Source organism: Pseudomonas sp. LTGT-11-2Z (assembly GCF_003691445.1).
In the GTDB taxonomy this organism is placed as follows: domain Bacteria; phylum Pseudomonadota; class Gammaproteobacteria; order Pseudomonadales; family Pseudomonadaceae; genus Aquipseudomonas; species Aquipseudomonas monteilii.
On the sequence record NZ_CP033104.1, the window covers coordinates 894,096 to 918,727 of the forward strand.

General features: G+C 63.5%; 24 protein-coding genes. 9 read left to right on the forward strand and 15 right to left on the reverse strand.

Translation table 11 applies throughout. The features are described from left to right. Positions 1-3 precede the first annotated feature (3 nt). The gene (locus D8767_RS04045; RefSeq protein ID WP_016712181.1) at positions 4-942 is read left to right on the forward strand and encodes an LD-carboxypeptidase; all 939 of its coding nucleotides are present in this window, start codon (positions 4-6) and stop codon (positions 940-942) included. A gap of 33 nt (positions 943-975) precedes the next feature. Here the strand turns inward: D8767_RS04045 and D8767_RS04050 are convergent, their stop codons facing one another. The 5 genes from D8767_RS04050 to leuS all read right to left on the reverse strand — a co-directional run bounded on the left by D8767_RS04050 (position 976) and on the right by leuS (position 6,997). Then, on the reverse strand, positions 976-2,292 hold the full coding sequence (locus D8767_RS04050) for a lytic murein transglycosylase (protein ID WP_016712180.1): 1,317 nt from the start codon (positions 2,290-2,292) through the stop codon (positions 976-978). Between the two features lie 60 nt (positions 2,293-2,352). Further along, positions 2,353-2,517: an alternative ribosome rescue factor ArfA gene (arfA, locus tag D8767_RS04055; RefSeq protein WP_016712179.1), complete on the reverse strand. Its 165-nt coding sequence runs from the start codon at positions 2,515-2,517 to the stop codon at positions 2,353-2,355. Positions 2,518-2,647: 130 nt separating this feature from the next. Then, on the reverse strand, positions 2,648-3,685 hold the full coding sequence (holA, locus tag D8767_RS04060; protein WP_016712178.1) for a DNA polymerase III subunit delta: 1,038 nt from the start codon (positions 3,683-3,685) through the stop codon (positions 2,648-2,650). Positions 3,686-3,723: 38 nt separating this feature from the next. Beyond that, positions 3,724-4,329, reverse strand: a complete 606-nt coding sequence (gene lptE, locus D8767_RS04065; RefSeq protein ID WP_016712177.1) for an LPS assembly lipoprotein LptE — start codon at positions 4,327-4,329, stop codon at positions 3,724-3,726. Positions 4,330-4,390: 61 nt separating this feature from the next. Continuing rightward, positions 4,391-6,997, reverse strand: coding sequence for a leucine--tRNA ligase (gene leuS / locus D8767_RS04070; RefSeq protein ID WP_122048282.1), 2,607 nt, complete (start codon positions 6,995-6,997; stop codon positions 4,391-4,393). A 229-nt stretch (positions 6,998-7,226) separates the two neighbouring features. Between leuS and D8767_RS04075 the strand changes: the two genes are divergently transcribed. Both D8767_RS04075 and D8767_RS04080 read left to right on the forward strand, forming a co-directional pair. Continuing rightward, positions 7,227-7,541: a hypothetical protein gene (locus tag D8767_RS04075; protein WP_016712175.1), complete on the forward strand. Its 315-nt coding sequence runs from the start codon at positions 7,227-7,229 to the stop codon at positions 7,539-7,541. Between the two features lie 135 nt (positions 7,542-7,676). Then, entirely contained in the window at positions 7,677-8,438 is a 762-nt protein-coding gene (locus D8767_RS04080) for a YdcF family protein (protein ID WP_016712174.1), read from the forward strand. A 64-nt stretch (positions 8,439-8,502) separates the two neighbouring features. Here D8767_RS04080 and lnt read toward each other — a convergent pair whose 3' ends face one another. Genes lnt through D8767_RS04100 form a run of 4 tightly spaced genes read right to left on the reverse strand, consistent with a single transcriptional unit; the run spans position 8,503 to position 12,358 of the window. Next, positions 8,503-10,020 (reverse strand): apolipoprotein N-acyltransferase, encoded by a 1,518-nt coding sequence (lnt, locus tag D8767_RS04085; RefSeq protein ID WP_016712173.1) that lies wholly within the window; start codon positions 10,018-10,020, stop codon positions 8,503-8,505. Positions 10,021-10,028: 8 nt separating this feature from the next. Next, positions 10,029-10,868, reverse strand: coding sequence for an HlyC/CorC family transporter (locus D8767_RS04090; protein ID WP_016712172.1), 840 nt, complete (start codon positions 10,866-10,868; stop codon positions 10,029-10,031). A 25-nt stretch (positions 10,869-10,893) separates the two neighbouring features. Further along, on the reverse strand, positions 10,894-11,367 hold the full coding sequence (gene ybeY / locus D8767_RS04095; protein WP_016712171.1) for an rRNA maturation RNase YbeY: 474 nt from the start codon (positions 11,365-11,367) through the stop codon (positions 10,894-10,896). Beyond that, a complete protein-coding gene (locus D8767_RS04100; RefSeq protein WP_016712170.1) occupies positions 11,360-12,358 on the reverse strand; it encodes a PhoH family protein in 999 nt (332 codons plus the stop codon). The genes ybeY and D8767_RS04100 overlap by 8 nt, the downstream gene beginning before the upstream one ends. Before the next feature lie 176 nt (positions 12,359-12,534). Here D8767_RS04100 and D8767_RS04105 point away from each other — a divergent pair, with 176 nt between their 5' ends. Then, positions 12,535-12,861 carry a DUF1820 family protein gene (locus D8767_RS04105; RefSeq protein WP_016712169.1) on the forward strand — a complete coding sequence of 109 codons (327 nt, stop codon included), beginning with the start codon at positions 12,535-12,537 and terminating at the stop codon, positions 12,859-12,861. Positions 12,862-12,864: 3 nt separating this feature from the next. On the opposite strand, the gene D8767_RS04110 is transcribed toward D8767_RS04105, so the two are convergent. From D8767_RS04110 to D8767_RS04125, 4 genes are all read right to left on the reverse strand, one after another. Then, on the reverse strand, positions 12,865-13,410 hold the full coding sequence (locus D8767_RS04110) for a tetratricopeptide repeat protein (protein WP_016712168.1): 546 nt from the start codon (positions 13,408-13,410) through the stop codon (positions 12,865-12,867). 214 nt (positions 13,411-13,624) lie between these two features. Further along, on the reverse strand, positions 13,625-14,908 hold the full coding sequence (gene hemL, locus D8767_RS04115; RefSeq protein ID WP_028698514.1) for a glutamate-1-semialdehyde 2,1-aminomutase: 1,284 nt from the start codon (positions 14,906-14,908) through the stop codon (positions 13,625-13,627). A gap of 16 nt (positions 14,909-14,924) precedes the next feature. Beyond that, positions 14,925-15,548 carry a thiamine phosphate synthase gene (gene thiE, locus D8767_RS04120; protein ID WP_016712165.1) on the reverse strand — a complete coding sequence of 208 codons (624 nt, stop codon included), beginning with the start codon at positions 15,546-15,548 and terminating at the stop codon, positions 14,925-14,927. 13 nt (positions 15,549-15,561) lie between these two features. Beyond that, the gene (locus D8767_RS04125) at positions 15,562-16,359 is read right to left on the reverse strand and encodes a hydroxymethylpyrimidine/phosphomethylpyrimidine kinase (RefSeq protein ID WP_016712164.1); all 798 of its coding nucleotides are present in this window, start codon (positions 16,357-16,359) and stop codon (positions 15,562-15,564) included. A gap of 265 nt (positions 16,360-16,624) precedes the next feature. Between D8767_RS04125 and D8767_RS04130 the strand changes: the two genes are divergently transcribed. From D8767_RS04130 to D8767_RS04145, 4 genes are all read left to right on the forward strand, one after another. Beyond that, positions 16,625-18,613, forward strand: a complete 1,989-nt coding sequence (locus D8767_RS04130) for a hybrid sensor histidine kinase/response regulator (RefSeq protein WP_063977371.1) — start codon at positions 16,625-16,627, stop codon at positions 18,611-18,613. Between the two features lie 154 nt (positions 18,614-18,767). After that, positions 18,768-20,420, forward strand: coding sequence for an acyl-CoA dehydrogenase family protein (locus D8767_RS04135; protein ID WP_016712162.1), 1,653 nt, complete (start codon positions 18,768-18,770; stop codon positions 20,418-20,420). A gap of 105 nt (positions 20,421-20,525) precedes the next feature. Beyond that, the gene (gene amn, locus D8767_RS04140) at positions 20,526-21,989 is read left to right on the forward strand and encodes an AMP nucleosidase (protein WP_016712161.1); all 1,464 of its coding nucleotides are present in this window, start codon (positions 20,526-20,528) and stop codon (positions 21,987-21,989) included. A 6-nt stretch (positions 21,990-21,995) separates the two neighbouring features. Further along, complete coding sequence (locus tag D8767_RS04145; protein ID WP_016712160.1) at positions 21,996-22,634, forward strand: pseudouridine synthase; 639 nt, start codon at positions 21,996-21,998, stop codon at positions 22,632-22,634. A gap of 34 nt (positions 22,635-22,668) precedes the next feature. Here the strand turns inward: D8767_RS04145 and D8767_RS04150 are convergent, their stop codons facing one another. Next, positions 22,669-22,872: a DUF2788 domain-containing protein gene (locus D8767_RS04150; protein WP_121757848.1), complete on the reverse strand. Its 204-nt coding sequence runs from the start codon at positions 22,870-22,872 to the stop codon at positions 22,669-22,671. Positions 22,873-22,926: 54 nt separating this feature from the next. Further along, the gene (locus D8767_RS04155) at positions 22,927-23,403 is read right to left on the reverse strand and encodes an Lrp/AsnC family transcriptional regulator (protein ID WP_016712159.1); all 477 of its coding nucleotides are present in this window, start codon (positions 23,401-23,403) and stop codon (positions 22,927-22,929) included. Positions 23,404-23,799: 396 nt separating this feature from the next. Between D8767_RS04155 and D8767_RS04160 the strand changes: the two genes are divergently transcribed. After that, positions 23,800-24,630 (forward strand): DUF6515 family protein, encoded by an 831-nt coding sequence (locus tag D8767_RS04160; RefSeq protein ID WP_016712158.1) that lies wholly within the window; start codon positions 23,800-23,802, stop codon positions 24,628-24,630. Positions 24,631-24,632 lie beyond the last annotated feature (2 nt).

Here is a 24,632-nt window from a genome sequence, read left to right on the forward strand (position 1 = left end):
GCAATGAACTGCGCCGAAACCTTACTACCGAGCCTGCCAGCCGCGTTGCCGGCTAACGCCTGCTTTGCCATTGTCGCCCCGGCAGGCGCGGCGCGGCTGGATACGCACAAGGTCAGCCAGTGGTTTGCCGACCGTGGCTACAGCTGCCGCCTGTACCCCGCTGTTAACCAGGCCCAGGGCTACCTGGCAGGCTCCGACCAGCAGCGCTTGCAAGACTTGCACGATGCCTTTGCCGATCCGGCCATCGACGCCATCCTGTGCATGCGCGGTGGTTACGGCAGTATGCGCCTGCTCGACCGGCTGGATTTTGACCTGATTCGGCGCAACCCCAAGCCGTTGATCGGCTACAGCGACATTACCGCACTGCACACGGCGATCTATCGGCATAGCGGGCTGGTTACCTTCCATGGTGGGATGCTCAATGCCGACCTTTTGGGGGCGAAGTTGCCTCCAACTGAGTCGTCGTTGCTGGCGCAGCTGGCAGGGCATGTGCGGGCAGGCGAGCAGATCGTGCACCCGACGGACTATCCCTTGAGCAGTGTATTGGCGGGTGTGGCCAGTGGTCCGCTGCTGGGCGGCAACCTGTCGATGCTGGGTGCGACCATGGGGACGCTGGCCGAACTGGATACGCAGGGGTGCATTCTGTTTATCGAGGACGTCAACGAGCCGTTGTACCGGGTGGACCGGCTGCTGACCCAGTTGCGTCTGGCGGGCAAGCTGGAAGGGGTTAAGGGCGTGCTGGTTGGGGATTTTGCCGGGATTACCACGGCGGCGCTTGCACCGTTGCTGGAGGAAACCTTTGCGCCTCTGGGGATACCGGTGCTGGCGGGGTGGCGCAGTGGGCATTGTGACCCGAATGTGTGCTTGCCGTTGGGGGCGCGGGTGAGGCTGGACAGTGATCGGCAGCGTCTGGTGTTGGAGCAGGATCTGTTCAAGGCTTGAGATTGCCGGGGCTGCAAAGCAGCCCCAGAAATTTCATTGGCCACGCAGGCTCTCAAGCAGCTTGTGGGTCGGATACCCATCCGCCGGCCACCCCAGCCCCTGCTGGGCATTGCGAATGGCCTTGCGGGTATTGGCGCCGATAATGCCATCAGCATTCCCGGCCTCATGCCCGTTGCTGTTCAGCAGGTTCTGCAATTCCATACGCTCGCTGCGGCTCAGCGGCAGGTCTTCCTTCGGCCAGCTGCCGGCAATGAAGCCCCAGCCGCTGAAGCGATCCCCCAGCAAGCTCACCGCCAGCGCGTAGGACGACGAGTTGTTGTACTTGAGGATGGCGCGGAAGTTGTCCAGCACCAGGAACGCCGGCCCACGCGCACCCGCCGGCAGCAGCAGGGCGGCAGGCAACTGGTTGCTGTTGGCCGGCAGTTGCGTGCCTGCAGGCAGTTTCACGCCCATCGCCAGCCATTCGCTCACCGGTTTGCGCAGCACGCCATCGGCTTGCCAGAAATCGAAACCAGCCGGCACCTGTACCTCGAAGCCCCACGGTTGGCCACGTTTCCAGCCCGAGCTCTGCAGGTAGTGCGCGGTCGAAGCCAGGGCATCCGGTGTGCTGTTCCAGATGTCGCGGCGGCCATCGCCGTCGAAGTCCACGGCATGGGTGTTGTAGGTGGTCGGGATGAACTGGGTCTGGCCCATGGCGCCGGCCCACGAGCCGCGCATGGCTTCAGGCTGGATATCACCATGCTGGATGATTTGCAGCGCAGCGATCAGCTGGTCCTGGGCGAACTGTGGGCGGCGGCCTTCGTAGGCCAGGGTGGCCAGTGAGCGGATCACCGACTTGTTGCCCTGGAATTGACCGAAGTTGCTTTCCATGCCCCACACCGCGACCAGCACCTGGCGGTCCACGCCATAGCGTTGTTCGATACGTGTCAGCAGCTCGGCATTCTGCTCCAGCAGCTTCTTGCCATTGCGCACGCGCAGGGGCGACAGGGCGCCTTCGAGGTATTCCCACACCGGGCGGGTGAACTCCGGCTGGCTGCGGTCGGCCTTGATCACGTCCATGTCAGGGGTGACGCCGAGGAACGCGCGGTCGAAGGTGCTGGGTGAAATCCCGGCTTGCAAGGCCTGTTGGCGGAAGCCGGCCTGCCACTGGGCGAAGGTTTGCAGAGGCTGGATTTCAGTGCTGACGTCAGGCGTCGCGCCGGGCACGGTTACCACGGGAGCGGGTTGCGCAGGGGCCAGCGGCAGTGCGTCGGCGGCGGTGGGTTTTTCCGCGCAGGCCACAAGCAGGATGAAGCTGGAGGCCGCGATCAGCTGGCGGGTTTCCCAACGGGGGAGAAGACGGAAGAGCATGCACAGATCCAGAATTGCAGGTCAGGTGACGACCATACCATGCCTGCGCTTGCGATGCTTTCATGCAGCCAAAAAGTAGGAAGCCTCCCAATCTCTCGATTGGAAGGCTTCGCGGCGGTAGCTGCCTTTGCCCTTGGCCGGTTGTTCCTGGCGGCAGCGGAACAGCGGTTGGGCGATGATGGACTTGGCCTTGTTGGGGCCGTGCTTTTTCGGCTTTTTGCTCATAGTGCAGGTTCCCGGTGGGTGGTTTTGGGACGCACTGTAGGGCTTGGGGCGGGGGCGGGCCAATTGATTGTGTTTATGGTCGATCGCAGTCCTGTGGGAGCGGGCATGCCCGCTCCCACAGCGACCCCAGTTATTCCGGAGGTAGCGCCAGACGCTGGCCAGCCATCAGCAGCGACAGCCGCGCCAAGCCCGTCCAAGGAGAGCCCTCGGCCTGCCCCTTGATCTGCGCGTCGATACGCTGGGCATCCTGCAGCAACTGCGCCCAGCGTTGCGCCGACAAGCGCTGCAGGGCTTTGCTGACCAACGGTCGGCGTTTGTCCCAGATCGGCGGGCGGGCCTGGCTGAAGGCCTTGTCCAGCGGTACACCCTGGCTGAACTGTTGGGCTAGCCCAGCCAGCTGGCGCAGCTCACGGGCCAGGGCCCAGAGGATGACCGGTGGTTCTACACCCTCACCACGCAATCCTTCGAGCATGCGCAGGGCATGCGCGGCTTCGCCATTGAGAATGGCGTCCACCAGGCCGAAGACATCGAAGCGGGCGCTATCAGCAACAGCGGCCTGCACGGTTTCCACGGTGATCTGGTTGCCGTCGGCCAGCAGCTTGAGCTTTTCGATTTCCTGCGCCGCTGCCAGCAAGTTGCCTTCCACGCGCGCGGCAATCAGGTCGACAGCGTCACGCTGTGCCGACAAGCCGGCCTGTTGCAGGCGCTGGTTGATCCACTGCGGCAGCTGGTGCACGTCCACCGGCCAGATCTGGATGAACTGGCAATGCGCGCCTTCGATCAACGCCTTGCCCCACTTGGTCTTTTGCGCACTACCGTCGAGCTTGGGCAGGCTGACCAGCAGCAGGGTGTCTTCGGCGGGGTTGGCGCAGTATTCCATCAGCGCCGCGGCGCCTTTGTCACCAGGTTTGCCCGAAGGCAGGCGCAGTTCCAGCAGGCGGCGTTGTGCGAACAGGGAAAGGCTGGCGCCAGCCTGGAGCAGGGTGCCCCAGTCGAAGTTGGCGTCGGCACTGAACACCTGGCGCTCGTCGAAACCTTGTTGACGCGCGGCATTACGAATGGCGTCTGCGGCTTCCTGGCATAGCAACGGGTCGTCACCGCTGACCACGTAGACCGGTGCCAAGGTACCTTGCAGGTGCTTGTTGAGTTGGGCGGGGGCGAGTTTCATGGGAAACAGGGGGGCACCCGAAGGTGCCCCACACGGGCTTAGTTGCCCGGTACTTCCAGCGGCGACTGCTGAGGCGTTTCGGCCTGCTGACGGCGGGCAGCTTCCAGCGCGGCGGCTTCGGCCTGGGCGCGTTCGTCGGCTTTGCGCTGCAGCTCGTCCAGTTGGGACGGGCTCAGCATCTGCAGGCGCACGACCATGGCGTTGACCAGATCGCGGCGCATTTCTTCACGGGCGCGGTTGGCTTCCTGCTCGGAACCGGTGATGTTCGAGCCGTCACGCAGGTAGATTTTGCGCACTTCCAGCTTGTCGCTCATCAGCTCCAGGTTGTTCAGGCCCTGAATGCTGTAGTTCAACACCGTGGTCAGCTCGTACTCGGCGGTACGGTTACCACTGTTGTAGGTGGCCGCGCGCTCGCGCTCCTGTTCGTTGGTCAGTACCAGGCGATACGGTGCGCCAGCATGTACGTTGACGCCGCTACGCTCCAGTACTTCACGCAGCTGGACCACGGTCGGGCCATAGGCGTTGCGCGCGCTGACGTCCATTTCCTTCACGCTCAGCTCGGTAGAGCCGGTGCCGCGCAGCTGGAAACCGCAGGCGCTGAGCATGACCGCCAGGCCGATTACCAGCAAATTGCGTTTGATCATGTTGTTGCTCCCTTGTGGGCCAGTTACGCCCGCCCGCAGTGACTGCGAGCGAGCGCTGCCATCAGTTGGCGACGATGTTGACCAGCTTGCCCGGTACCACGATGACCTTGCGGATGGTCAGGCCATCGATGAAGCGCAGGACGTTCTCGTTGCTGCGGGCAGCGGCTTCGACTTCTTCGCGGCTGGCAGCAGCCGGCATTTCGACCTGGCCACGCAGCTTGCCGTTGACCTGCACCACCAGGGTGATGGTGTCCTGCACCAGGGCTGCTTCGTCGACAGCTGGCCAGCCAGCGTCGATCAAGGCCTGCTGGTGGCCCAGTTGCTGCCACAGCTCGTGGGAAATGTGCGGGGTGATCGGTGCCAGCAACAGGGTGACGGCTTCAAGGCCTTCCTGCAGCAGGGCGCGGTCCTGTTCGCTGGCCTGCGGGGCCTTTTCCAGCACGTTCATCACGGTCATCACCTGGGCGATGGCGGTGTTGAACTTGTGGAACTGGCCCACGTCGTTGCTGGCCTGCTTGATGGCTGCGTGGATGGCGCGGCGGATGACCTTCTGCGCGTCGTCCAGTGCTGTGACATCCAGTTTGCCCGGCAGGCCCTGGCTGACGTGAGCCTGAGCCAGGCGCCAGACGCGGCGCAGGAAGCGGCTGGCACCTTCGACGCCGGAGTCGGACCATTCCAGGCTCATGTCGGGCGGCGAGGCGAACATCATGAACAGGCGGCAGGTGTCGGCACCGTAGGCTTCGATCATCGACTGCGGGTCGACGCCGTTGTTCTTCGATTTCGACATCTTCTCGGTGCCGCCGATTTCCACCGGCAGGCCGTCGGTCTTCAGGCGAGCACCAATAATCTTGGCCTTGGCATCGCGCTCGATTTCGACATCGGCCGGGTTGAACCAGTCCTTGCCGCCGTTGCTGGCCACGCGGTAGTAGGTTTCGGCGACGACCATGCCCTGGGTCAGCAGGTTCTTGAACGGCTCGTTCGAAGTAACCAGGCCTTCGTCACGCATCAGCTTGTGGAAGAAGCGCGCGTACAGCAGGTGCAGGATCGCGTGCTCGATACCGCCGATGTACTGGTCGACCGGCAGCCAGTGGTTGGCGGCTTTCGGGTCTACCAGGCCCTTGTCGTAGTTCGGCGAAGCGTAGCGGGCGAAGTACCAGGACGACTCGACGAAGGTGTCCATGGTGTCGGTTTCGCGCTTGGCCGCAGTGCCGCATTTCGGGCAGGTGCACTCATAGAATTCCGGCATGCGCGCCAGCGGCGAGCCGGCGCCATCCGGCACCACGTTCTCGGGCAGGGTGACCGGCAGCTGGTCTTCCGGCACCGGCACGTCGCCGCAGGACGGGCAGTGGATGATCGGGATCGGGCAGCCCCAGTAGCGCTGGCGGCTGATACCCCAGTCACGCAGGCGGAACTGGGTACGCGACTTGCCCAGTTCCTTGCGGATCAGAGCGGCTTCGATGGCATCGAAGGCGCCGGCGAAGTCCAGGCCGTCGAACTCGGCGGAGTTGATCAGCTGGCCGTGCTCGCCATAGGCGGCCTGCCACTCGCTGCCCACTTCATCGCCCGCGCTGGTGCGCACCACGGCCTTGATCGGCAGGTTGTACTTGTGGGCGAACTCGAAGTCGCGCTCGTCGTGGGCCGGCACGGCCATCACGGCGCCATCGCCGTAGTGCATCAGCACGTAGTTGGCGACCCATACCGGCAGCTTCTCGCCGGTCAGCGGGTGCTCTACCAGCAGGGAAGTGGCCATGCCTTTCTTCTCCTGGGTGGCCATGTCGGCCTCGGCAACGCTGCCGCTCTTGCACTCGTCGATGAACGCCTGCAGCGCCGGGTTGCCCTGGGCCGCCTGGGTGGCCAGCGGGTGCTCGGCGGCGACGGCGACGTAGGTGGCGCCCATTAGCGTGTCGGGACGGGTGGTGAAGACCTTCAGGGTGCCTTCGTGGCCGATGGTGGCCTGGTCGTACGGGAACTGTACTTCCATGCCGCGCGACTTGCCGATCCAGTTGCGCTGCATGGTCTTGACCTGCTCAGGCCAGCCCGGCAGCTCGTCGAGGCTTTCCAGCAGCTCGTCGGCGTAGTCGGTGATGCGGAAGTAGTACATCGGGATTTCGCGCTTTTCGATCAGCGCGCCCGAACGCCAGCCACGGCCGTCGATGACCTGCTCGTTGGCCAGTACGGTCTGGTCTGCCGGGTCCCAGTTCACGGTACCGTTCTTGCGGTAGATGATGCCTTTCTCGAACAGGCGGGTGAACAGCCACTGCTCCCAACGGTAGTAGTCGGGTTTGCAGGTGGTGACTTCACGTGCCCAGTCGATGGCCAGACCCAGGCTCTTGAGCTGGGTCTTCATGTAGTCGATGTTTTCGTATGTCCACTTGGCCGGGGCGACGTTGTTTTTCATCGCCGCGTTTTCCGCGGGCATGCCGAATGCGTCCCAGCCCATCGGCTGCAGGACGTTCTTGCCCAGCATGCGCTGGTAACGGGCAATCACGTCGCCGATGGTGTAGTTGCGAACGTGGCCCATGTGTAGCTTGCCGCTCGGGTACGGGAACATCGATAGGCAATAGTAGGTGTCTTTGCCTGGCTGTTCGGTAACAGCGAACGATTGTTGCTCGTCCCAGAACTTCTGGGCGGCGGCTTCGATATCACGGGGCGTGTATTGTTCGTGCATGGCTACTTTTGGCTGAGAGAGAAGAGACCTTGTTCCAGGCAGCGGAACCTCGCTGCGTCCGGCACTCCGGTGTCGTTTAGAGTGAACGCCGTAGCATACAGCAGCGCTGCGCATCGTGGGAAACCTTCGTTGCGAATGGCCGCTGGTCGCAGCACCCGGCTGCTTTTCATGGCGCCGCTAAGCTCAGATGTGGGGGGAGATATTCTTTATCTTCAATTGAGGTGAACGGATGGGAGAGACGCAGCTACCCGCAATGAAACCGGAGCTTTACGAGCGCCTGATCGACCGGCTTGGCCTGGCACTGGAAGTGGCAAGGACCTCGGTACGATTGCGCGACGAGATGCCAGCCGAGCTGGAGTTGCGTGGCCTGAGCCACGCAGAGTTCGAAGTGATCAAGGCTTACCTGGAATCCCTCCCGGAGCGCCACAATGCCTCTGTCGGCAGTTACCCGCAAGCGGAGCCGACATCGGCCAAGATCCTCTGGCTCAAGGACAAGAAACGCCCCGCCAATCCGGCGAGATCCAGGACGCTGCCACATCGCTAGCCGTTCAGGACGCCAGGCGCGGGCTATCGCGCGCCGGTTCTTCACTATCACACAACTCACGATCGGCGCCGGCCGCACCCTTGTTGACCGGCGCCGATCCTTCTAGGCTGCACGCCTGCCAAGGAGGTGTGGCCGATGCCGATCCGATTCTTCATCAAACAATGGCTGATGCCGCCGGGCATCCTGTTTCTGCTGCTGCTTGCAGCGTGGTGGCTGCGTGCTCGACGGCCACGGTTGGCGGCGTTGTGCTTTGCCATGGGGCTTGGTGGCCTGTGGCTGATGAGTTTGCCGCTGGTGGTGCAGGAAACCGCGCATAGGCTGGAAAGCGAGCCTCCCTTGGCCGTAAACGACTGGACCGCGCTTGCGCGGCGGGCGGATGCCATTGTGGTGCTGGGCGCAGGGCGTGAGCGCGGCGATCCGGCCTGGGGCGGTAGCGACCAGCCCACGGCCACGGCTTTGGAGCGCATGCGTTTTGCTGCGCAGTTGGCCAAGGCGTCAGGCCTTCCGGTGCTGACCAGTGGTGGGTTGCACTATGGCACGCCGCCGAGCGAAGCGCGGTTGATGGCGGATCGCCTTCACGAAGACTTTGCTGTTGACGTGAAGTGGCGTGAAGAGGCCAGCCGCACGACCTGGGAAAATGCCCAGTTCACGGCCAAGGTGCTGCAGCCGTTGGGGATTCGTCGTGTGGTGGTGGTGACCCAGGCCTGGCACATGCAGCGCTCGCGCTGGAGCTTTGAGCAGGCGGGGTTCGAGGTGGTGCCGGCGCCGGTGGGGTTCCTGGGGCAGGATCATGCGCGGCCGTTTGGCGGGTTGCTGCCGGAGAGCCGGGCGATGTGGCAGAGCGGGCAGTTGTTTAATGAGGTGGTGGGGTTGGTGGGGTATCGGATTTTCTATTGAGCCTTGCACTGCCTGTACCGGCCTCTTTGCGGGCTTGCCCGCGAAGAGGCCGGTACAGGATAACTCAGACGGTTTTGGCGATGCGGCCTGCCAGCAATGCCCAGCCCAGCAGCAATGCACAGACAATCGCCAACGGCCACGAACGCCATTGCAGGTAAGGCGTCAGTTGCTGCATCGGCACCACCTCGCCATACAGCACCGCCTGCTGGAACTGCGGAATCTGCGTGATAATACGGCCAAACGGGTCGATCAGCGCGGTCACGCCGTTGTTGGTGGCGCGGATCATCCAGCGTCCGGCTTCAAGCGCGCGCATCTGCGCCATCTGCAGGTGCTGCAACGGGCCGATCGAGGTGCCGAACCAGGTGTCATTGCTGATGGTCAGCAGCAGGTCGCTGCGTGCCGCCAGGCCAGCAGCAAACTCGGGGTAGACCACTTCGTAGCAGATGTAAGGCGCAATCTGATAACCCTTGGCCTGCAGCAGTGGCTGGTCTTCCGGCCCGCGGGCGAAGTCCGACATGGGCAGGTTGAAGAACTCGATGGCGCCACGCAGCATGTCCTGCAACGGTACGTACTCGCCAAACGGCACCAGCTTCTGCTTGAGGTAGGTGCCGTCACCTTCACCGGTCACGGTGATGCCGTTGTAGTAGCGGCGCTGATGGTGCACCACTTCCCGCACGGGCACGCCGGTGATCAGCGCCGAATGCCGCTCGGCAGCAAAACGGCCCATCACGTCGATGTAGCCTTGGGCCTGGTCCTTGAGCACCGGCACCGCCGTTTCTGGCCACACCAGCAAATCCACGGGCTTTGAGCTGAAACTCAAGTCACGGTACAGGGCCAGTTGCGCGTCGATGTGCGCAGGGTCCCATTTCAGGTCTTGCTCGACGTTGCCCTGAATGGCCGCCACTTTCAACGGGTCACCTACCGGTTTGGTCCAGGCGTGGCCCTTGAGCGCCAGGCCCAGTGCCCATGGGGCCAACAACAGCAGGCAGCCCACGGCCAGGAACGAGGGGCGGGCACGCAGGCGGTGCAGGTTGCACAGCAGGGCAGCAGTGAGCGCCAGCGTGAAGGAAATCAGCCACACGCCGCCCAGCGGCGCCAGGCCGGCCAACGGGCCGTCCAGCTGGCTGTAGCCGGCGTAAAGCCAGGGGAAACCGGTCAGGAACCAGCCGCGAAAGGCCTCTTGCAGCAGCCACAGCGCCGCGAAGCACAGGGCATCGGCCAGCGGCGCTTCGTTGCGCCGTAGCCAGCGTGCCCACAGCCAGGTGGGCAAGGCAAAGAACCAGGCCAGCGCGGCGAAGAACGCCAGCAGCAGCAGAATCGCCAGCAGCGGCGAGGCGCCGCCGTAGGTGTTCATGCTGACGTAAATCCACCAGGTGCCGGCGCCATACAGGCCAAAACCGAACCACCAGCCACGCCACATGGCCTGGCGCGGGCTGAGCTCGCGCAGGCCAAGGTAGAGCATGGCGATGGACAACACGGCCAGCGGCCAGATGTCGAATGGCGCCAGGGCCAGGAGTGTGGAGGCACCGGCCGCCAGGGCCAGCAGGTTACCGGGCCAGCCGGGGCGGGTGATCCAACGCATGTTTGTCCTTAACGGGTGATCGGGGTCAGGCGCAGCAAGTGTATCCGCCGGCTGTCGGCGTTGAGAATACGGAACTTGTAAGACCCGATCTCGGTAGTTTCGTTGCGCTTGGGCAGGTGGCCGAAGGCGCTCATCACCAGGCCGCCGACCGTGTCGAACTCGTCATCGGAGAACTCGCTGTCGAAGAACTCGTTGAAGTTGTCGATCGGGGTAAGCGCCTTCACCAGGAAGTCACCGCTGGGCAGCGGTTTGATGTAGCTGTCTTCCTCGACGTCGTGCTCGTCCTCGATGTCGCCAACGATCTGCTCCAGCACGTCCTCGATGGTCACCAGGCCCGCCACACCGCCATATTCGTCGATGACGATGGCCATGTGGTTATGGTTGGCACGGAACTCGCGCAGCAACACGTTCAGGCGCTTGGACTCGGGCACGAAGGTGGCCGGACGCAGCAGATCCTTGATGTTGAAGCTGTCGCCGTTTTCCTTGAGGATCAGCGGCAGCAGGTCTTTGGCGAGCAGGATCCCGAGTACGTCGTCATGGCTTTCGCCGATTACCGGGTAGCGCGAGTGCGCGGCGTCGATCACCGCCGGCAGGAATTCGCGCGGCGACTGGCTGGCCTTGATGCTGATCATCTGCGAACGCGGGACCATGATGTCGCGAACCTGCAGGTCGGCGACCTGGATGGCGCCTTCGACGATGGTCAGTGCTTCGCTGTCCAGCAGCTTGTTCTGGTGGGCTTCGCGCAGCAGCTCAAGCAGCTCCTGGCGGTTTTTCGGCTCATGGGCAAAAGCCTGGGTCAGTTTACCCAGCCAGGACTTCTGCCCGTTGCTCGATCGATCTTCGCTCATGGCGGTTCTCGTGATCCTTCGTGTATCAGTGTGTGATTGAGTCGGTTTCATCTTCGGCATACGGGTCGGGGTGACCCAGTTCTGCCAGCAATTCCCGTTCCAGGCCTTCCATTTCCTCGGCTTCCTCATCCTCGATGTGGTCGTAACCGAGCAGGTGCAGGCAACCATGGATGACCAGGTGTGCCCAGTGCGCTTCGAGCGACTTGCCCTGTTCGGCCGCTTCACGCTCGACCACCGCCACGCAGATGACCAGGTCGCCCAGCAGCGGGATATCGAGCAGGTCGTCAGGCACGTCGGCCGGGAACGACAGCACGTTGGTCGCGTAGTCCTTGTGCCGGTAGGTGTGGTTCAGCTCGCGGCCTTCGGCTTCGTCGACCAGGCGAATGGTCATTTCCGAGTCGGCACTGCGCTGGCGCAGGGCCAGTTCGCACCAGCGGCGGAAGGCGGCGTCATCCGGGGCGGCAGCGTCCGTGGCCCGTTGAATATCAAGTTCAAGCATCTTTGCCGGGCGCCTCGGGCTTGGCCTGGCGGGCTTCGAAGCGGTCGTAGGCTTCGACAATGCGCTGCACCAGTGGGTGACGAACCACATCTTTGGGTTGGAAGTGGGTAAAGCTGATACCCGGAACGTCTTTCAGCACCTCGATGACGTGCGCCAGGCCCGACTTGGTGCCACGCGGCAGGTCGACCTGGGTGATGTCGCCGGTGATCACCGCCGTGGAGCCGAAGCCGATGCGGGTGAGGAACATCTTCATCTGTTCCAGCGTGGTGTTCTGGCTTTCGTCGAGGATGATGAAGCTGTTGTTCAGGGTGCGGCCACGCATGTAGGCCAGCGGGGCGATCTCGATCACCTGGCGCTCGATCAGCTTGGCCACGTGTTCGAAGCCGAGCATTTCGTACAGGGCGTCGTACAGCGGGCGCAGGTACGGGTCGATCTTCTGCGCCAGGTCGCCGGGCAGGAAGCCGAGTTTTTCGCCCGCCTCGACCGCCGGGCGTACCAGCAGGATACGGCGTACCTGTTCACGCTCAAGCGCGTCCACGGCGCAGGCCACGGCCAGGTAGGTCTTGCCGGTACCGGCCGGGCCGATGCCGAAGTTGATGTCGTTGGCCAGGATTTCCTTCACGTAGCGCTGCTGGTTGAGCCCGCGCGGGCGAATGTTGCCCTTGCGCGTACGCAGCGACACGCTGACCTCGTTGACGGCCGGGTTGTCGATGTTCTCGACGGCCGACTCCTGCAGGTACAGGTGTACGGTTTCCGGCGACAGGTCGGTGGCCTTGGTCTCGCGGTAGAGACGGCGCAGCAGCTGTTCGGCAGCGGAAGTGGTCTTGGGTTCGCCGATCAGTTCGAACTGATTGCCGCGGTTGCGGATTTCGATGGCCAGGCGCTGTTCGATCAGGCGCAGGTGCTCGTCGAACTGGCCGCACAGGTTGGCGAAACGGTGGGCCTCGAAGGGTTCGAGGATGAAACGATGGGGTTCTATGGGTGCGTTCAAGGTCGTTTTTAGCCGCTCGACGGCAATGGATGTGAACTCAAGAATAACCCTTGAATGGCAGTGGCGAAAGCACTGAAACGTTCAACGGTATGTAGGGCCGTTACAGCCGACACAGATCAGCAAACCTGTCTGCTATGATGCCCGCCTTTTCTTACGCATGTGTTATCCCGCCGAACATGAGCAAACGCGAACCTGCCATCTATAAAGTGATCTTCCTCAACCAGGGGCAGGTCTTCGAGATGTATGCCAAGCAGATCTACCAGAGCGACCTGTGGGGCTTTCTGGAAATCGAGGAGTTCGTGTTCGGCGAGCGCTCGCAACTGGTGGTGGACCCGAGTGAGGAAAAGCTCAAGAGCCAGTTCGAAGGGGTAGTCCGCAGTTTTGTGCCGATGCACTCGATCGTGCGCATCGATGAGGTGGAGCGCCTGGGCACGGCCAAGATCAGCGAAGCCAAGGGCGGCGGCAATGTCATGCCGTTCCCGATGCCGATGCCGGAAAGGTAAGCCTCAGGGGAGCGGCGAGAACGGCGTGCGCCCTTCGGCGTTCTGCAGTTCCAGCAGGTACTTGCGGAAGATCTGGCCGAGCACCTGAGTGGCGTGCTCAAGCTCGTCGCGGGGCATTTGCTCGGTCACTTCGTCGGCCATGTCCAGCGCATCTTCTGCGCCGTTGACGGCGGCCATCTTCAGCAGGATGTAGGCCTGCACGTTGTTGGCCTTGACCCCTTCGCCATGGAAGAACATGGCCCCCAGGCGGTACTGCGCGTCGGCGTGGCCTTGCAGCGAGGCCTTCTGAAACCAGTCCAGGGCTTTGTCGAGGTTTTTCGGCGTTTGCGTGTAGAAGTACTCGCCCAGTTCGAATTGCGCCTGGGCATCCCCTGCGGTTGCCGTCTGCTCGCAGGCCTTGAGGGCGTTTGCCAGGTCTTCAGGCTGAACGTTCAAGGTGCAGCGGCCCGTCGCCGGAATGAGCAACGAGTTACCGCCCTCCGCCAGGGCCAGCAGGGGCTGAAGAAGCAACAGGCAGCCCAGGGTCAGGGCGCGGCCGGTGCGGTTCATGGGGATCGACTTACCTCTGCAAAGCTGCGGCCAATGTCTCTGGTGGCACATTATGGGATAAGCAGCGCCAACCTTACAAAGTTTTACTCGAATTTCTGCTTGGTTGGGGAAGTCAGCTGATTGTGCGGGGGTAATTATTTCCTGTGCCGGCCTCTTTGCGGGCAAGTCGGGGCGCCGAACCGCCGCTCCCACCGAGGCCGGTGCAGGCTAACCATTATTTCAGGGCTGCGAAGGCCTTTTCAGCCGCATCCAGGGTGATCTGCAACTCTTTGTCGCCATGGGCGATGGAGGTGAAGCCTGCCTCGAATGCGCTTGGTGCCAGGTACACGCCACCGTCCAGCATCAAATGGAAGAAGCGCTTAAAGCGCTCGGCATCGCTGGCCATCACGTCTTCGAAGGTGACGATGTCGTCGGCACCGCTGAAGTACAGGCCGAACATGGCGCCGGCCTGGGTGGTGACGAACGGTATGCCCGCGGCATCGGCGCGCTGTTGCAGGCCGTCGAGCATGCGGCTGGTGTAGTCGGTCAGCTCGGCGTGGAAGCCCGGACGGCTGATCAGCTTCAGCGTGGTCAGGCCGGCGGCCATGGCCAGCGGGTTGCCCGACAGGGTGCCGGCCTGGTAGACCGGGCCGAGCGGGGCGATGCAGCCCATGATTTCACGCTTGCCACCGAAGCAGCCGACCGGCATGCCGCCACCGACGATCTTGCCGAAGGTGGACAGGTCCGGCTTGATGCCGTAGTGGCCCTGGGCGCCGCCCAGGGAAACGCGGAAGCCGGTCATCACTTCGTCGAAGATCAGTACCACGCCGTGCTTGTCGCACTGCTCGCGCAGGCCTTCGAGGAAGCCCGGTGCCGGCGGTACGCAGTTCATGTTGCCGGCCACCGGCTCGACGATGATGCAGGCCACGGTCTGGCCGACGTCGGCCAGGGTCTTCTCGACGGCGGCGATGTCGTTGAACGGCAGGGTCAGGGTGTGCTTGGCGAAGTCAGCCGGTACGCCCGCCGAGCTTGGCACGCCCTGGGTCAGCAGGCCGGAACCGGCTTTTACCAGCAGGCTGTCGGAGTGGCCGTGGTAGCAGCCTTCGAACTTGATGATGGCATCACGGCCGGTGTAGCCACGGGCCAGGCGGATGGCGCTCATGGTGGCTTCGGTGCCCGAGCTGACCATGCGCACCATTTCCATGGACGGCACCAGCGAGCAGACCAGGTCGGCCATGTCGGTTTCCATGGCGGTCGGTGCGCCATAGGACAGGCCGTGCTCCAGCTGCTTGCGCACCGAGTTCAGCACGTCCGGGTGGCCGTGGCCGAGGATCATCGGGCCCCAGGAACCGACATAGTCGACGTAGCGCTTGTCGTCCTCGTCAACAACGTAGGCGCCTTCGGCATGCTTGAAGAACAGCGGCGTGCCGCCCACGCTTTTGAAAGCGCGCACTGGCGAGTTGACGCCACCGGGGATGTGCTTCTGGGCTTTGGCGAACAGGTCTTCGGAACGGGACATGAAAGTTCTCTCGAAATCAGGATGCGAACAAGGCGTTGAAGGCGCGGGCGCGGCGGGTAACTTCCTGCGCGCTGTCGGCACCGAACAGGCCGTGGATCACCGCCAGCAGGTCGGCGCCGTGCGCGACCAGCGGGGCGGCGTTGTCGAGGGTGATGCCGCCGATCACCGCGATCGGCAGTTTCACCTGGGCGCGTGCCTGCTCCAGCAGTTGGACGTTGGCAGCGGGCGCACCCGGCTTGGTGACGGAATTGAAGAAGCGGCCGAAGGCCACGTAGCTGGCCCCTTCGCTGGCGGCCTGGGCGGCGAGGTCGAGGCTGGCGTGGCAGGTTGAGCCGATGATCGCCTGGCGGCCGAGCAGGGCACGGGCCGGGGTCAGCGGGCCATCGGTCTGCCCCAGGTGTACGCCGACGCCCAGGCGTGCGGCCAGTTCGGCGTCGTCGTTGATGAGCAGTTGAGTGCCGTAGCGCTCGCAGAGCTTCATCAGCCCTTCGGCTTCGCGCAGGCGGCGCGCTGCATCGTCGCTTTTGTCGCGGTACTGCAGCAGGCACACGCCGCCTTCCAGTGCCGCCTCGACATGGGACAGGAAACGGCCGGCGAGCAGCTGGCTGTCGGTGATGGCGTACAGACCGCGTAGCTTCATGGAAGGCCTCGTATCAGGAGCAGAAGTCCAGGGGCAGGCGGCGCGGCACGTACTGGCCTTTGCCCAGCTGTTCGGCGTCACGCAGGGTGCGCCAGGTGTAGTCCAGTGCGCTGCGTACGGCGCTTTCCAGTTGCTCGCCAAGGGCCAGGCGGCCGGCCAGCGCGCTGGCCAGGGTACAGCCCGAGCCGTGATAGCTGCCCGGCAGGCGCTGGCAGGTCCAGGTGTGGTGCTTGCCGTCCTGGGTGTACAGGCGGTTGTGGATTTCGTCTTCGTCGCCGTGACCGCCGGTAATCAGCAGGTGTCTACAGAACGGCAAGAGTTTCTCGGCACACTCGTCGGCGGTGCCTTCGGGCAGTTCGGCGAGGATGCGTGCCTCAGGCAGGTTTGGCGTGGCGATGGTCGCCAGTGGCAGCAGGCGCTCGCGCAGGGCGTAGCCCACTTCGTCCTTGCCCAGGCGGCCACCGCCGCCGGCACGCAGCACCGGGTCGCACACCAGCGGCAGGTGTGGATGGGCAGCCAGCAGCTCGGCCACGGTGTCGACCATCTCGATCGAGCCGAGCATGCCCAGCTTGACGGCGGCCACCGTGGAGTCGGCCAGCACGGCATTGGCCTGGGCCAGTACCCACTCGCGGTCGAGCACGCGGAAGTCGGAAACGTTGACGGTATCCTGCACGGTCAGGGCGGTCACGGCGGGCGCAGCGTGACAGCCTTGGGCGATCAGGGCTTCGATATCTGCCTGCAAGCCGGCGCCGCCACTTGGGTCGTGGCCGGAGAGACAGAGGACAACGGGGCGGGAGCTGTAGGTATTCATGGTCGGCGAGCTTACCACCAAACCTGTTTGGGCGGATCGTCCGACAAACGAGTTTTGTTGATCGAACGGTCAGAATTATTTGTTTAGATCTTTTGAAAGCATTGATTTAGAGCCTTCTCTTTGATTTTTGATATGGCCGATTGCCAGGTTGCGAAGCTATGCTAGAGTGCTCGGATAACTCGACAAACGGGTTCTGCAGGATCACGTCGTCTCAAACGGATGGGAGGCAACCGCGACGCGACCGAGCAGGCCATGCTGGGGCTGTATGCGCTATTTGCTGATTGTGCTTCTGGGCTTGCTGCCCGTGCTGGCTGGAGCGGTCGATTTCGACAGCGCTACGCAGCACCTTCCATTGGGCAAGGCCATGCAGGTGTATGAAGACCTCGATGGCAGCGCCAGCATCGCCCAGGTCAGTGCCCCCGGGTTTGCCAAACATTTCCGCCCCCACGATAAAGACGTGCTGAATGCCGGTTACTCCACCTCGGTGTTCTGGCTCAAGGTCGAGCTGCGCCCGGTTGCCGCGCCCGGCGCTGCCCCACGGCAGTGGCTACTGGAGCTGGCTTACCCGCCGCTGGACCACCTGGAGCTGTATTTGCCTGATAGCGGCGGTGTCTACCGCCTGGCGCAGCGCACCGGCGATGCCTTGCCCTACAACAGCCGGCAGATCCGGCAGAACAACTACCTGTTCGAACTGCAGTTGCCGCCAGGCGAGGTGACTACTGCCTACCTGCGCCTGCACAGCCAGGGCTCGGTGCAGGCACCGCTGGCGCTGTGGTCCCCTGAAGCCTACATGGAAGAGCAGCCCACGCGCCTGTATGTGCTGGGGATGATCTACGGCGTGTTGTTGGTGATGCTGGTGTACAACCTGTTCATCTACCTCAGTGTGCGGGACGTCAGCTACCTCTATTACATCCTGTACATCGCCTCGTTCGGTTTCTATCAGGTGTCGGTGAACGGTGCGGGTGTCGCTTATTTCTGGCCGGACAGCCCCTGGTGGGCGAATGCCTCGACACCACTGTTCATCGGTGCGGCAGGCTTGTTCGGTTGCCAGTTTGCCCGGCATTTCCTGCAATTGGGCAACATCAGCCGCGGCTTTGACCGTTTGCTGCAAGTGCTGATGCTGGCTGGCGCGCTGGTCATGGTAATGGCGGTGAGCGTGCCCTATGGCATTGCCCTGCGCATGGCCACGCTGCTGGCCTTGCTGTTTACCGTGAGCATCTTCAGTGCGGGGCTGTACGCCTGGTGGCGGGGCTTGCGCGTGGCGCGCTGGTTCATCATCGCCTGGACGGCCTTCCTGCTCGGCGGCCTGGTCAACACCCTGATGGTGCTGGGCTACCTGCCGAACCTGTTCATCACCATGTATGCCAGCCAGCTGGGTTCGGCGCTGGAGGTGGCACTGCTGTCGCTGGCGCTGGCCGACCGCATCAACAGCCTGCGCGAGCAGCAGGCGCAAACCTTGCGCGAATCCGGACGTACGCTGGAGCAGTTGAACCTGCAACTGGCCAGAAGCAACCGGTTGAAGGATGAGTTTCTGGCCAGTGTGACCCACGAACTGCGCACCCCGATGAATGGCGTGATCGGCTCGCTGGAACTGATGCACACCCTGCCGATGGAGGCCGAGATGGCCCAGTATCACCGCACGGCGGTGGGGTCTGCGCAGGGGATGATGGACATGGTCGATGCCATTCTCACCTTGTCTGAATTGCAGGCCGGCCGCCTACGTGCGCAGCCGGCGCCGTTCAGCCTGCGCACGCTGTTGCAGGGTTTGCGCGCCGGTTATGCCGGGCAGGCCTTGGGCAAGGGCTTGTACCTGAGCCTGGATATCCCGGCTGACCTGCCGGATGCGCTGGAGGGCGATGGAGAGAAATTGGCCCGCTGCCTTGGCTGTCTGGTGGAGAACGGGTTGAAGTTCACCCACCAGGGCGGGGTGATGATCCAGGTGCGCGGGCGCCGGGTAGGGCCGGGGGATCTGGCGTTGACCTTTACGGTCAGTGACAGCGGGATTGGTTTTGATGACCTTGAGCAGTCGACCCTGTACCAGCGGTTCTTCCAGGTGGATGGGTCGATGACCCGGCGCTATGGCGGGTTGGGGATTGGCTTGTCGATCTGCCGGCAGATGGGGGAATTGCTGGGCGCGCGGTTGGCGCATGAGTCGACGCGTGGGTTGGGGAGCCGGTTCGAGTTGAGCTTGAACATGGCGATTTCGCAGGTGCAGATGAGCCCGAGCATCCTGCAGGCGCGGCGTTCGCTTTGAAGGTGTGGGATTGGGGCAGGGCGGACACCTGTCAGCCCTGACACATCCTCAAATCATGCCCCCACCCCACGTTTCGTCATTAATGCCCCTTTGACTCCCCCGCAACCAGTGCTTCACTGGGTCTCTCAAGCCTACCCGGATCCAGGAGCCCCCGATGAACCTGCACCAGTACGCTGAAACCCACGAAGTCACCAACCAGCCTCCGCCCCTCGACGGCGTCAACCTCTACCGCCTCGACCTGCCGCTGCAGGAATGGTCCCGGCGTTTCGGCGCAGGCTGGGCCGAGTTGCGGATCGACGCCTACGGTGCCCTGGCTGGCGGCCCGCTGATGCAGGCCGGTTTCCTGGCCAACGCACACAAACCCGAATTCGTCAGCCACGACCGCTATGGTCATCGCATCGACCTGGTCGAGTTCCACCCCGCCTACCACGAGCTGATGCGCACCGCCGTCGAACACGGCCTGCCTTCTTTGCCCTGGGCCGAGCCCCGTGCTGGCGCCCATGTGGCACGGGCTTCCATGACCTACCTGCACAGCCAGGCCGAGGCCGGGACCGGCTGCCCGCTGACCATGACCTTCGCCGCCGTGCCGGCGTTGCGCCTGCAACCCGAGCTGGCCGAGTACTGGCTGCCGAAAATCCTGGCTTGCGAATATGACCCTCGCAACATCGGCGACCGGCACAAGGCCGGGGTTACCCTGGGCATGGCCATGACCGAGAAGCAGGGCGGCACCGATGTGCGCGCCAATACCACGCGGGCCTATCCGGTGGGCGCAGCCGGCCCGGGTCAGGCCTACGAGCTGGTGGGGCACAAGTGGTTCTGCTCGGCGCCCATGTGTGATGCCTTCCTGACTTTGGCCCAGACCGAAAAGGGCCTGAGCTGCTTCCTGCTGCCGCGCCATCGGCCGGACGACAACCGCAACCAGTTCTATATCCAGCGGCTGAAGAACAAGCTGGGCAACAGCTCCAACGCCTCCAGCGAAGTGGAGTTCCGGGGGGCACTGGCGTGGATGATTGGCGAGGAAGGGCGGGGCGTGCCGACCATCATCGAGATGGTGGCCATGACCCGGTTCGACTGCATGGTCGGCTCCAGCGCCTTGATGCGCCAGGCGCTGACTCAGGCGGCTCACCACTGCGCGCACCGCAAGGTCGGTGGCCGGGTATTGAACGAACAACCGCTGATGCAGAACGTGCTGGCCGACCTGGCGCTGGAAAGCGAGGCCGCGCTGGCCCTGAGCCTGCGCATGGGGCAGGCGCTGGAGCAGCTCGACGACCCGCAGCAGGCGCATTTCGCCCGGCTGGTCACGGCCGTAGGCAAGTACTGGATCTGCAAGCGAGCGCCGGCCATGATCAACGAGGCAGCCGAATGCCTGGGCGGTGCGGGTTATGTGGAGGACAGCATCCTGCCGCGGCTGTACCGCGAAGCACCGGTCAACTCGACCTGGGAAGGCTCGGGCAATGTGCAATGCCTGGATGTGTTGCGGGCGTTGTCCAAGGAGCCGGGCGTGCTGGACGCGTTGTTTGCCGAGTTGGGTGATGGGCATGGTGACCCACGGTTGGCCGCGCACATCGGTAGCCTCAAGGGGGCGTTTGCCGACACGGGCGACCTGCAGTACCGGGCGCGGCAGTTGACTGAGGACATTGCCCTGGCGTTGCAGGCCAAGCTGTTGCTGGAGGCAGGGAATGCGGTGGTGAGTGATGCCTTTATCGGTAGCCGGCTGGCGGGGAGCGGCCGGGTGTACGGAGCGTTACCACGGGGTGTAGATGTCGAGGCTCTGGTTACAAGGGCTACGCCCACCTGGCCGCTGTAGGAGCGGACGTGCCCGCGAATGCATGCAACACCGATCAATGGGGATGTTTTTACCCAAGAAGGCAGGCAAGATGGTTCACATGCATGTCCAGACAGGAAGCACAGTGTGAGCCACGCTTTTGTAGTCGTTGATACTCCCGAACAGGCCGTCGACCGTCTGGCGGCCTTGCATGAACAGGCCACCGGGGCCCTGAGCCAGGCCCTCAAGCGTTACTTGAAGGACCGTACCGAGCCGGGCGCCGATGAGCGGGACCTGTTCCGCTACCCGGCACTGCGCCTGACCTACCACAGCCACGGCGAAGTGGCCGCCACCACGCGGGCCTATGCCAAGGTCCAGGTGGCCGGCACCTACAGCGTTACCGTCACCCAGCCAGCCGCGTTCCGTAGCTACCTGCTGGAGCAACTGCGCCCATTGATGCACGACTACACCGTCACGGTAGAGGTCGGCGTCAGCGAACAGAACATTCCTTACCCCTACGTGGTCGACCAGGGCGACGAGCTGGCCGGTAGCGGTATTACCGCCGCGCAACTGGCGCGGGTGTTCCCCAGCACCGACCTTTCGGCCGCCACCGACAACATCGCCGATGGCCTGTACGACTGGGACCGTGCCGAAATTTTTCCGCTGGCGCTGTTCGACGCCGCCCGCGTCGACTTCTCGCTGCGCCGCCTGGTGCACTACACCGGCAGCGACTGGCGCCATGTGCAGCCATGGATCCTGCTGACCAACTACCACCGTTATGTTGATCAGTTCATCAGCCATGGCCTGGAGCAGCTGCGTGACGACCCGCGTTTCGTGCGCATGGTGCTGCCGGGCAATGTGGTGATCGAAAAGGGCATGGACCACGGTGAAACCCAGGCGCTGGTAGCCAGCGTGATCTGGCACCGCTACCAGATGCCGGCCTACCACCTGATCGCCGCCGATGGCGACGGCGTTACCTTGGTCAACATCGGTGTCGGCCCGTCCAACGCCAAGAACATCACCGACCATCTGGCCGTGCTGCGCCCACACTGCTGGCTGATGATCGGCCACTGCGGCGGCCTGCGGCAGTCGCAAACCATCGGCGACTATGTGCTGGCGCACGCCTACATGCGCCGTGACGGCATTCTCGACCGGGTGGTACCGCCGAACATCCCGATCCCGGCCCTGGCCGAAGTGCAACTGGCCTTGCAGGAAGCCGCAGCCCAGGTCACCGGTGAGCGTGGCGAGCAGTTGAAGAAGCGCCTGCGCACCGGCACCGTGCTGACCTACGACGACCGCAACTGGGAGTTGCGCTGGGCTCAGGAACGCCCGCTCATCAACCTGTCGCGTGCCGTGGCGGTAGACATGGAAAGTGGCACCATTGCCGCCCAAGGGTATCGCTTGCGCGTGCCGTACGGCACCTTGCTGTGTGTGTCCGACAAGCCGCTGCACAGCGAGATCAAGCTGCCGGGTTCTGCCAACGCCTTCTATAACCGGGCGGTCAGCCAACACCTGAAGATCGGTATCGCCGCCCTCGACTTGCTGCGCACCGAGCTCAACTCGCTGCACTCGCGTAAACTGCGCAGCTTCGATGAGCCGCCGTTCCGCTGAGGATCCATGTCACTGCCACCCCGTAACAAGCCGCGCCGTCCCGAGGCGCGGCCTGCCACCGGCCCACGCCGCCAGCCCAAGGCGCCACCCGCCGAGCCGCGCCTGATCCTGTTCAACAAACCGTTCGACGTGCTGACCCAGTTCAGTGACGGCGACGGGCGGGCGACGCTCAAGGACTTCATCGACATCCCGGGCGTGTACCCGGCCGGGCGGCTGGACCGCGACAGTGAAGGCTTGCTGTTGCTCACCAACGATGGCGGGCTGCAGGCGCGCATTGCCGACCCCAAGCACAAGCTGGCCAAAACGTACTGGGTGCAAGTGGAGGGTGAACCGAGCGACGAGCAGTTGCAGCGCTTGCGTGATGGCGTGGAGCTGAACGATGGGCCTACCTTGCCCGCCGAGGCACGGCGGCTGGACGAACCCGAACTGTGGCCGCGCAACCCGCCGGTACGGTTTCGCAAGAGCGTGCCGACCAGCTGGCTAGAGCTGGTGATACGCGAAGGGCGTAACCGTCAGGTGCGGCGGATGACGGCGGCGGTGGGGCTGCCGACCTTGCGCCTGGTGCGGGTACGGATCGGGGATTGGGCGCTGGATGGGCTGGAGCAAGGCTGCTGGCGCGAGGTCCCGGCGAAATTGCAGCGCTAGCAGGAGCGCAAAGCGCTCCCGGCATTCCTGAGCCTTAGACCCCTTCCAGAAACCCCACCACCACGCTCTTGATGATAAAGGCCAACACCCCTAGCCCCAACACGAAGAACAGGATCAACGTACCGAACTTGCCTGCCTTGGACTTTTTCGCAAGGTCCCAGACGATGAAACCCATGAAACCGATCAGCACGGTGACCAGGATGATCATCATCCATTCTTCTAATACGGCGGGATCCATCGGTGTTCTCCAGGCAGTCTGAGCAGCCGATCATACGCCGGCTGCCATGGGCAATTAACGCAGGTGGGTCAATGGCATCTCGGTACTGGCCAGCACCTGGTTGAGCACGAAACTCGAACGCACGCTGGTAACACCTTCGATACGGGTCAGGCTGCCTAGAAGCAGTTTCTGGTAGTGGTCCATGTCGGGTACCACCACTTTAAGCTGATAGTCGGCATCCATGCCGGTGACCAGGCTGCATTCGAGCACCTGTGGCAGGTTGCGGATGGCCGCCTCGAAGGTTTCGAAGCGCTCCGGGGTGTGGCGGTCCATGCCGATCAGCACGTAGGCGGTCAGGCTCAGGCCCAGCTTTTTGCGGTCGAGCAGGGCCACCTGGCGCGAGATGTAGCCGTCGTCCTCCAGTTGCTTGACCCGACGCGAGCATGGCGAAGGTGACAGGCCGATGCGTTCGGCCAGCTCCTGGTTGGAAATGCGCGCATCGCGCTGCAATTCGGCGAGGATGCTCAGGTCGTAGCGGTCAAGTTTGCTCATGGCATTTGCCCTTTTCTGTTCGTATTGCGGCGAATTATCAATCCAGGGTGAAAAATTGCGCAAGTGCTATTTATCCAAGCAATCTTCGCAATCCTCTGCCGCAACCTGTCCGGTATCTTTATCACCAGAATCACTGCCCGGACATCAGTCCACGGCGACGCGCCCTAGGCGGGCGGTCGCGGCCAGCCATCCAACAGGATCTGCAGGCCCCCGGGCTACACACCCTCCAGAAGAAGGTGTGAGGTGAGCCGGCGCCACAAGTGCCGAGCACGGACGACAATTCCTGAAGGGAGGCCCTGCGGCCTCCCTTTTTTCATGTCTGGAAATTTAATTGGCCTGTGTGACGGGCGCGGTAGACTGGCTGTGGTTGCAGTATTTTCTACCGAGAGGAATACCATGAAGTCGCGCATCTGGCAGTTGGCAGGTGTTGGTTTGCTGGGTTTGAGCATCAGCCTCGGGGCACTGGCCGAAGGGCCGGGCGAAGGGCATGGCGAACGCGGCCAGCAGATGCAAGGCGAGGGCGGGCCAGGCCGCTCGCTCAACTCGCGCGATGAAGTGCGCCAGACCCAGCCGCCGCGCCAGGGTTATTACCAGGACATTCCCCATCGCCATGGCGACGACCACCACTGGCAAGCCGGTGGCCCACGGCCCGGCGGTGACTGGCAGGGGCGCCCGGATGGCCATGGCAATGGCTGGGGGCCTGGGCCGCAGTATCGCCCGGGCCACACCATTGATCATTTGCCCGACCGTTACTGGAAGGTGCCCTATCGTGGCGCGGATTACTTCTATTCCGGTGGCTACTGGTACCGCCCACACGGTGGCAGTTACATCGTAGTGGCTCCGCCCTACGGCGTACGGGTCAGTTACCTGCCTTCCTATGCGCGTGAGGTCTGGCTGGGAGGGGCGCTGTTCTTCCTGGTGGCCGATACCTATTACCAGTACCTGGCGGACAGCCAGGAGTACGTGGTGGTCAACCCGCCGGTCGGCGTACCGGCGCCCGTGCCGGTGGCACCGGCAAACGGCGGCTATGACGTGGTGGCTTACCCGATGTATGGGCAGGGGCAACAGCAGCAGGACCAGGACCGCTACCAGTGCCATCGTTGGGCGGTGAGCCAGTCTGGCTTCGACCCCGCGACGGCGACGTATGCGCCACCTGCCAATGTGCTGGACAACTACCGGCGGGCGCTGGGGGCTTGCTTCAGTGGGCGAGGCTACAGCATCAACTGATC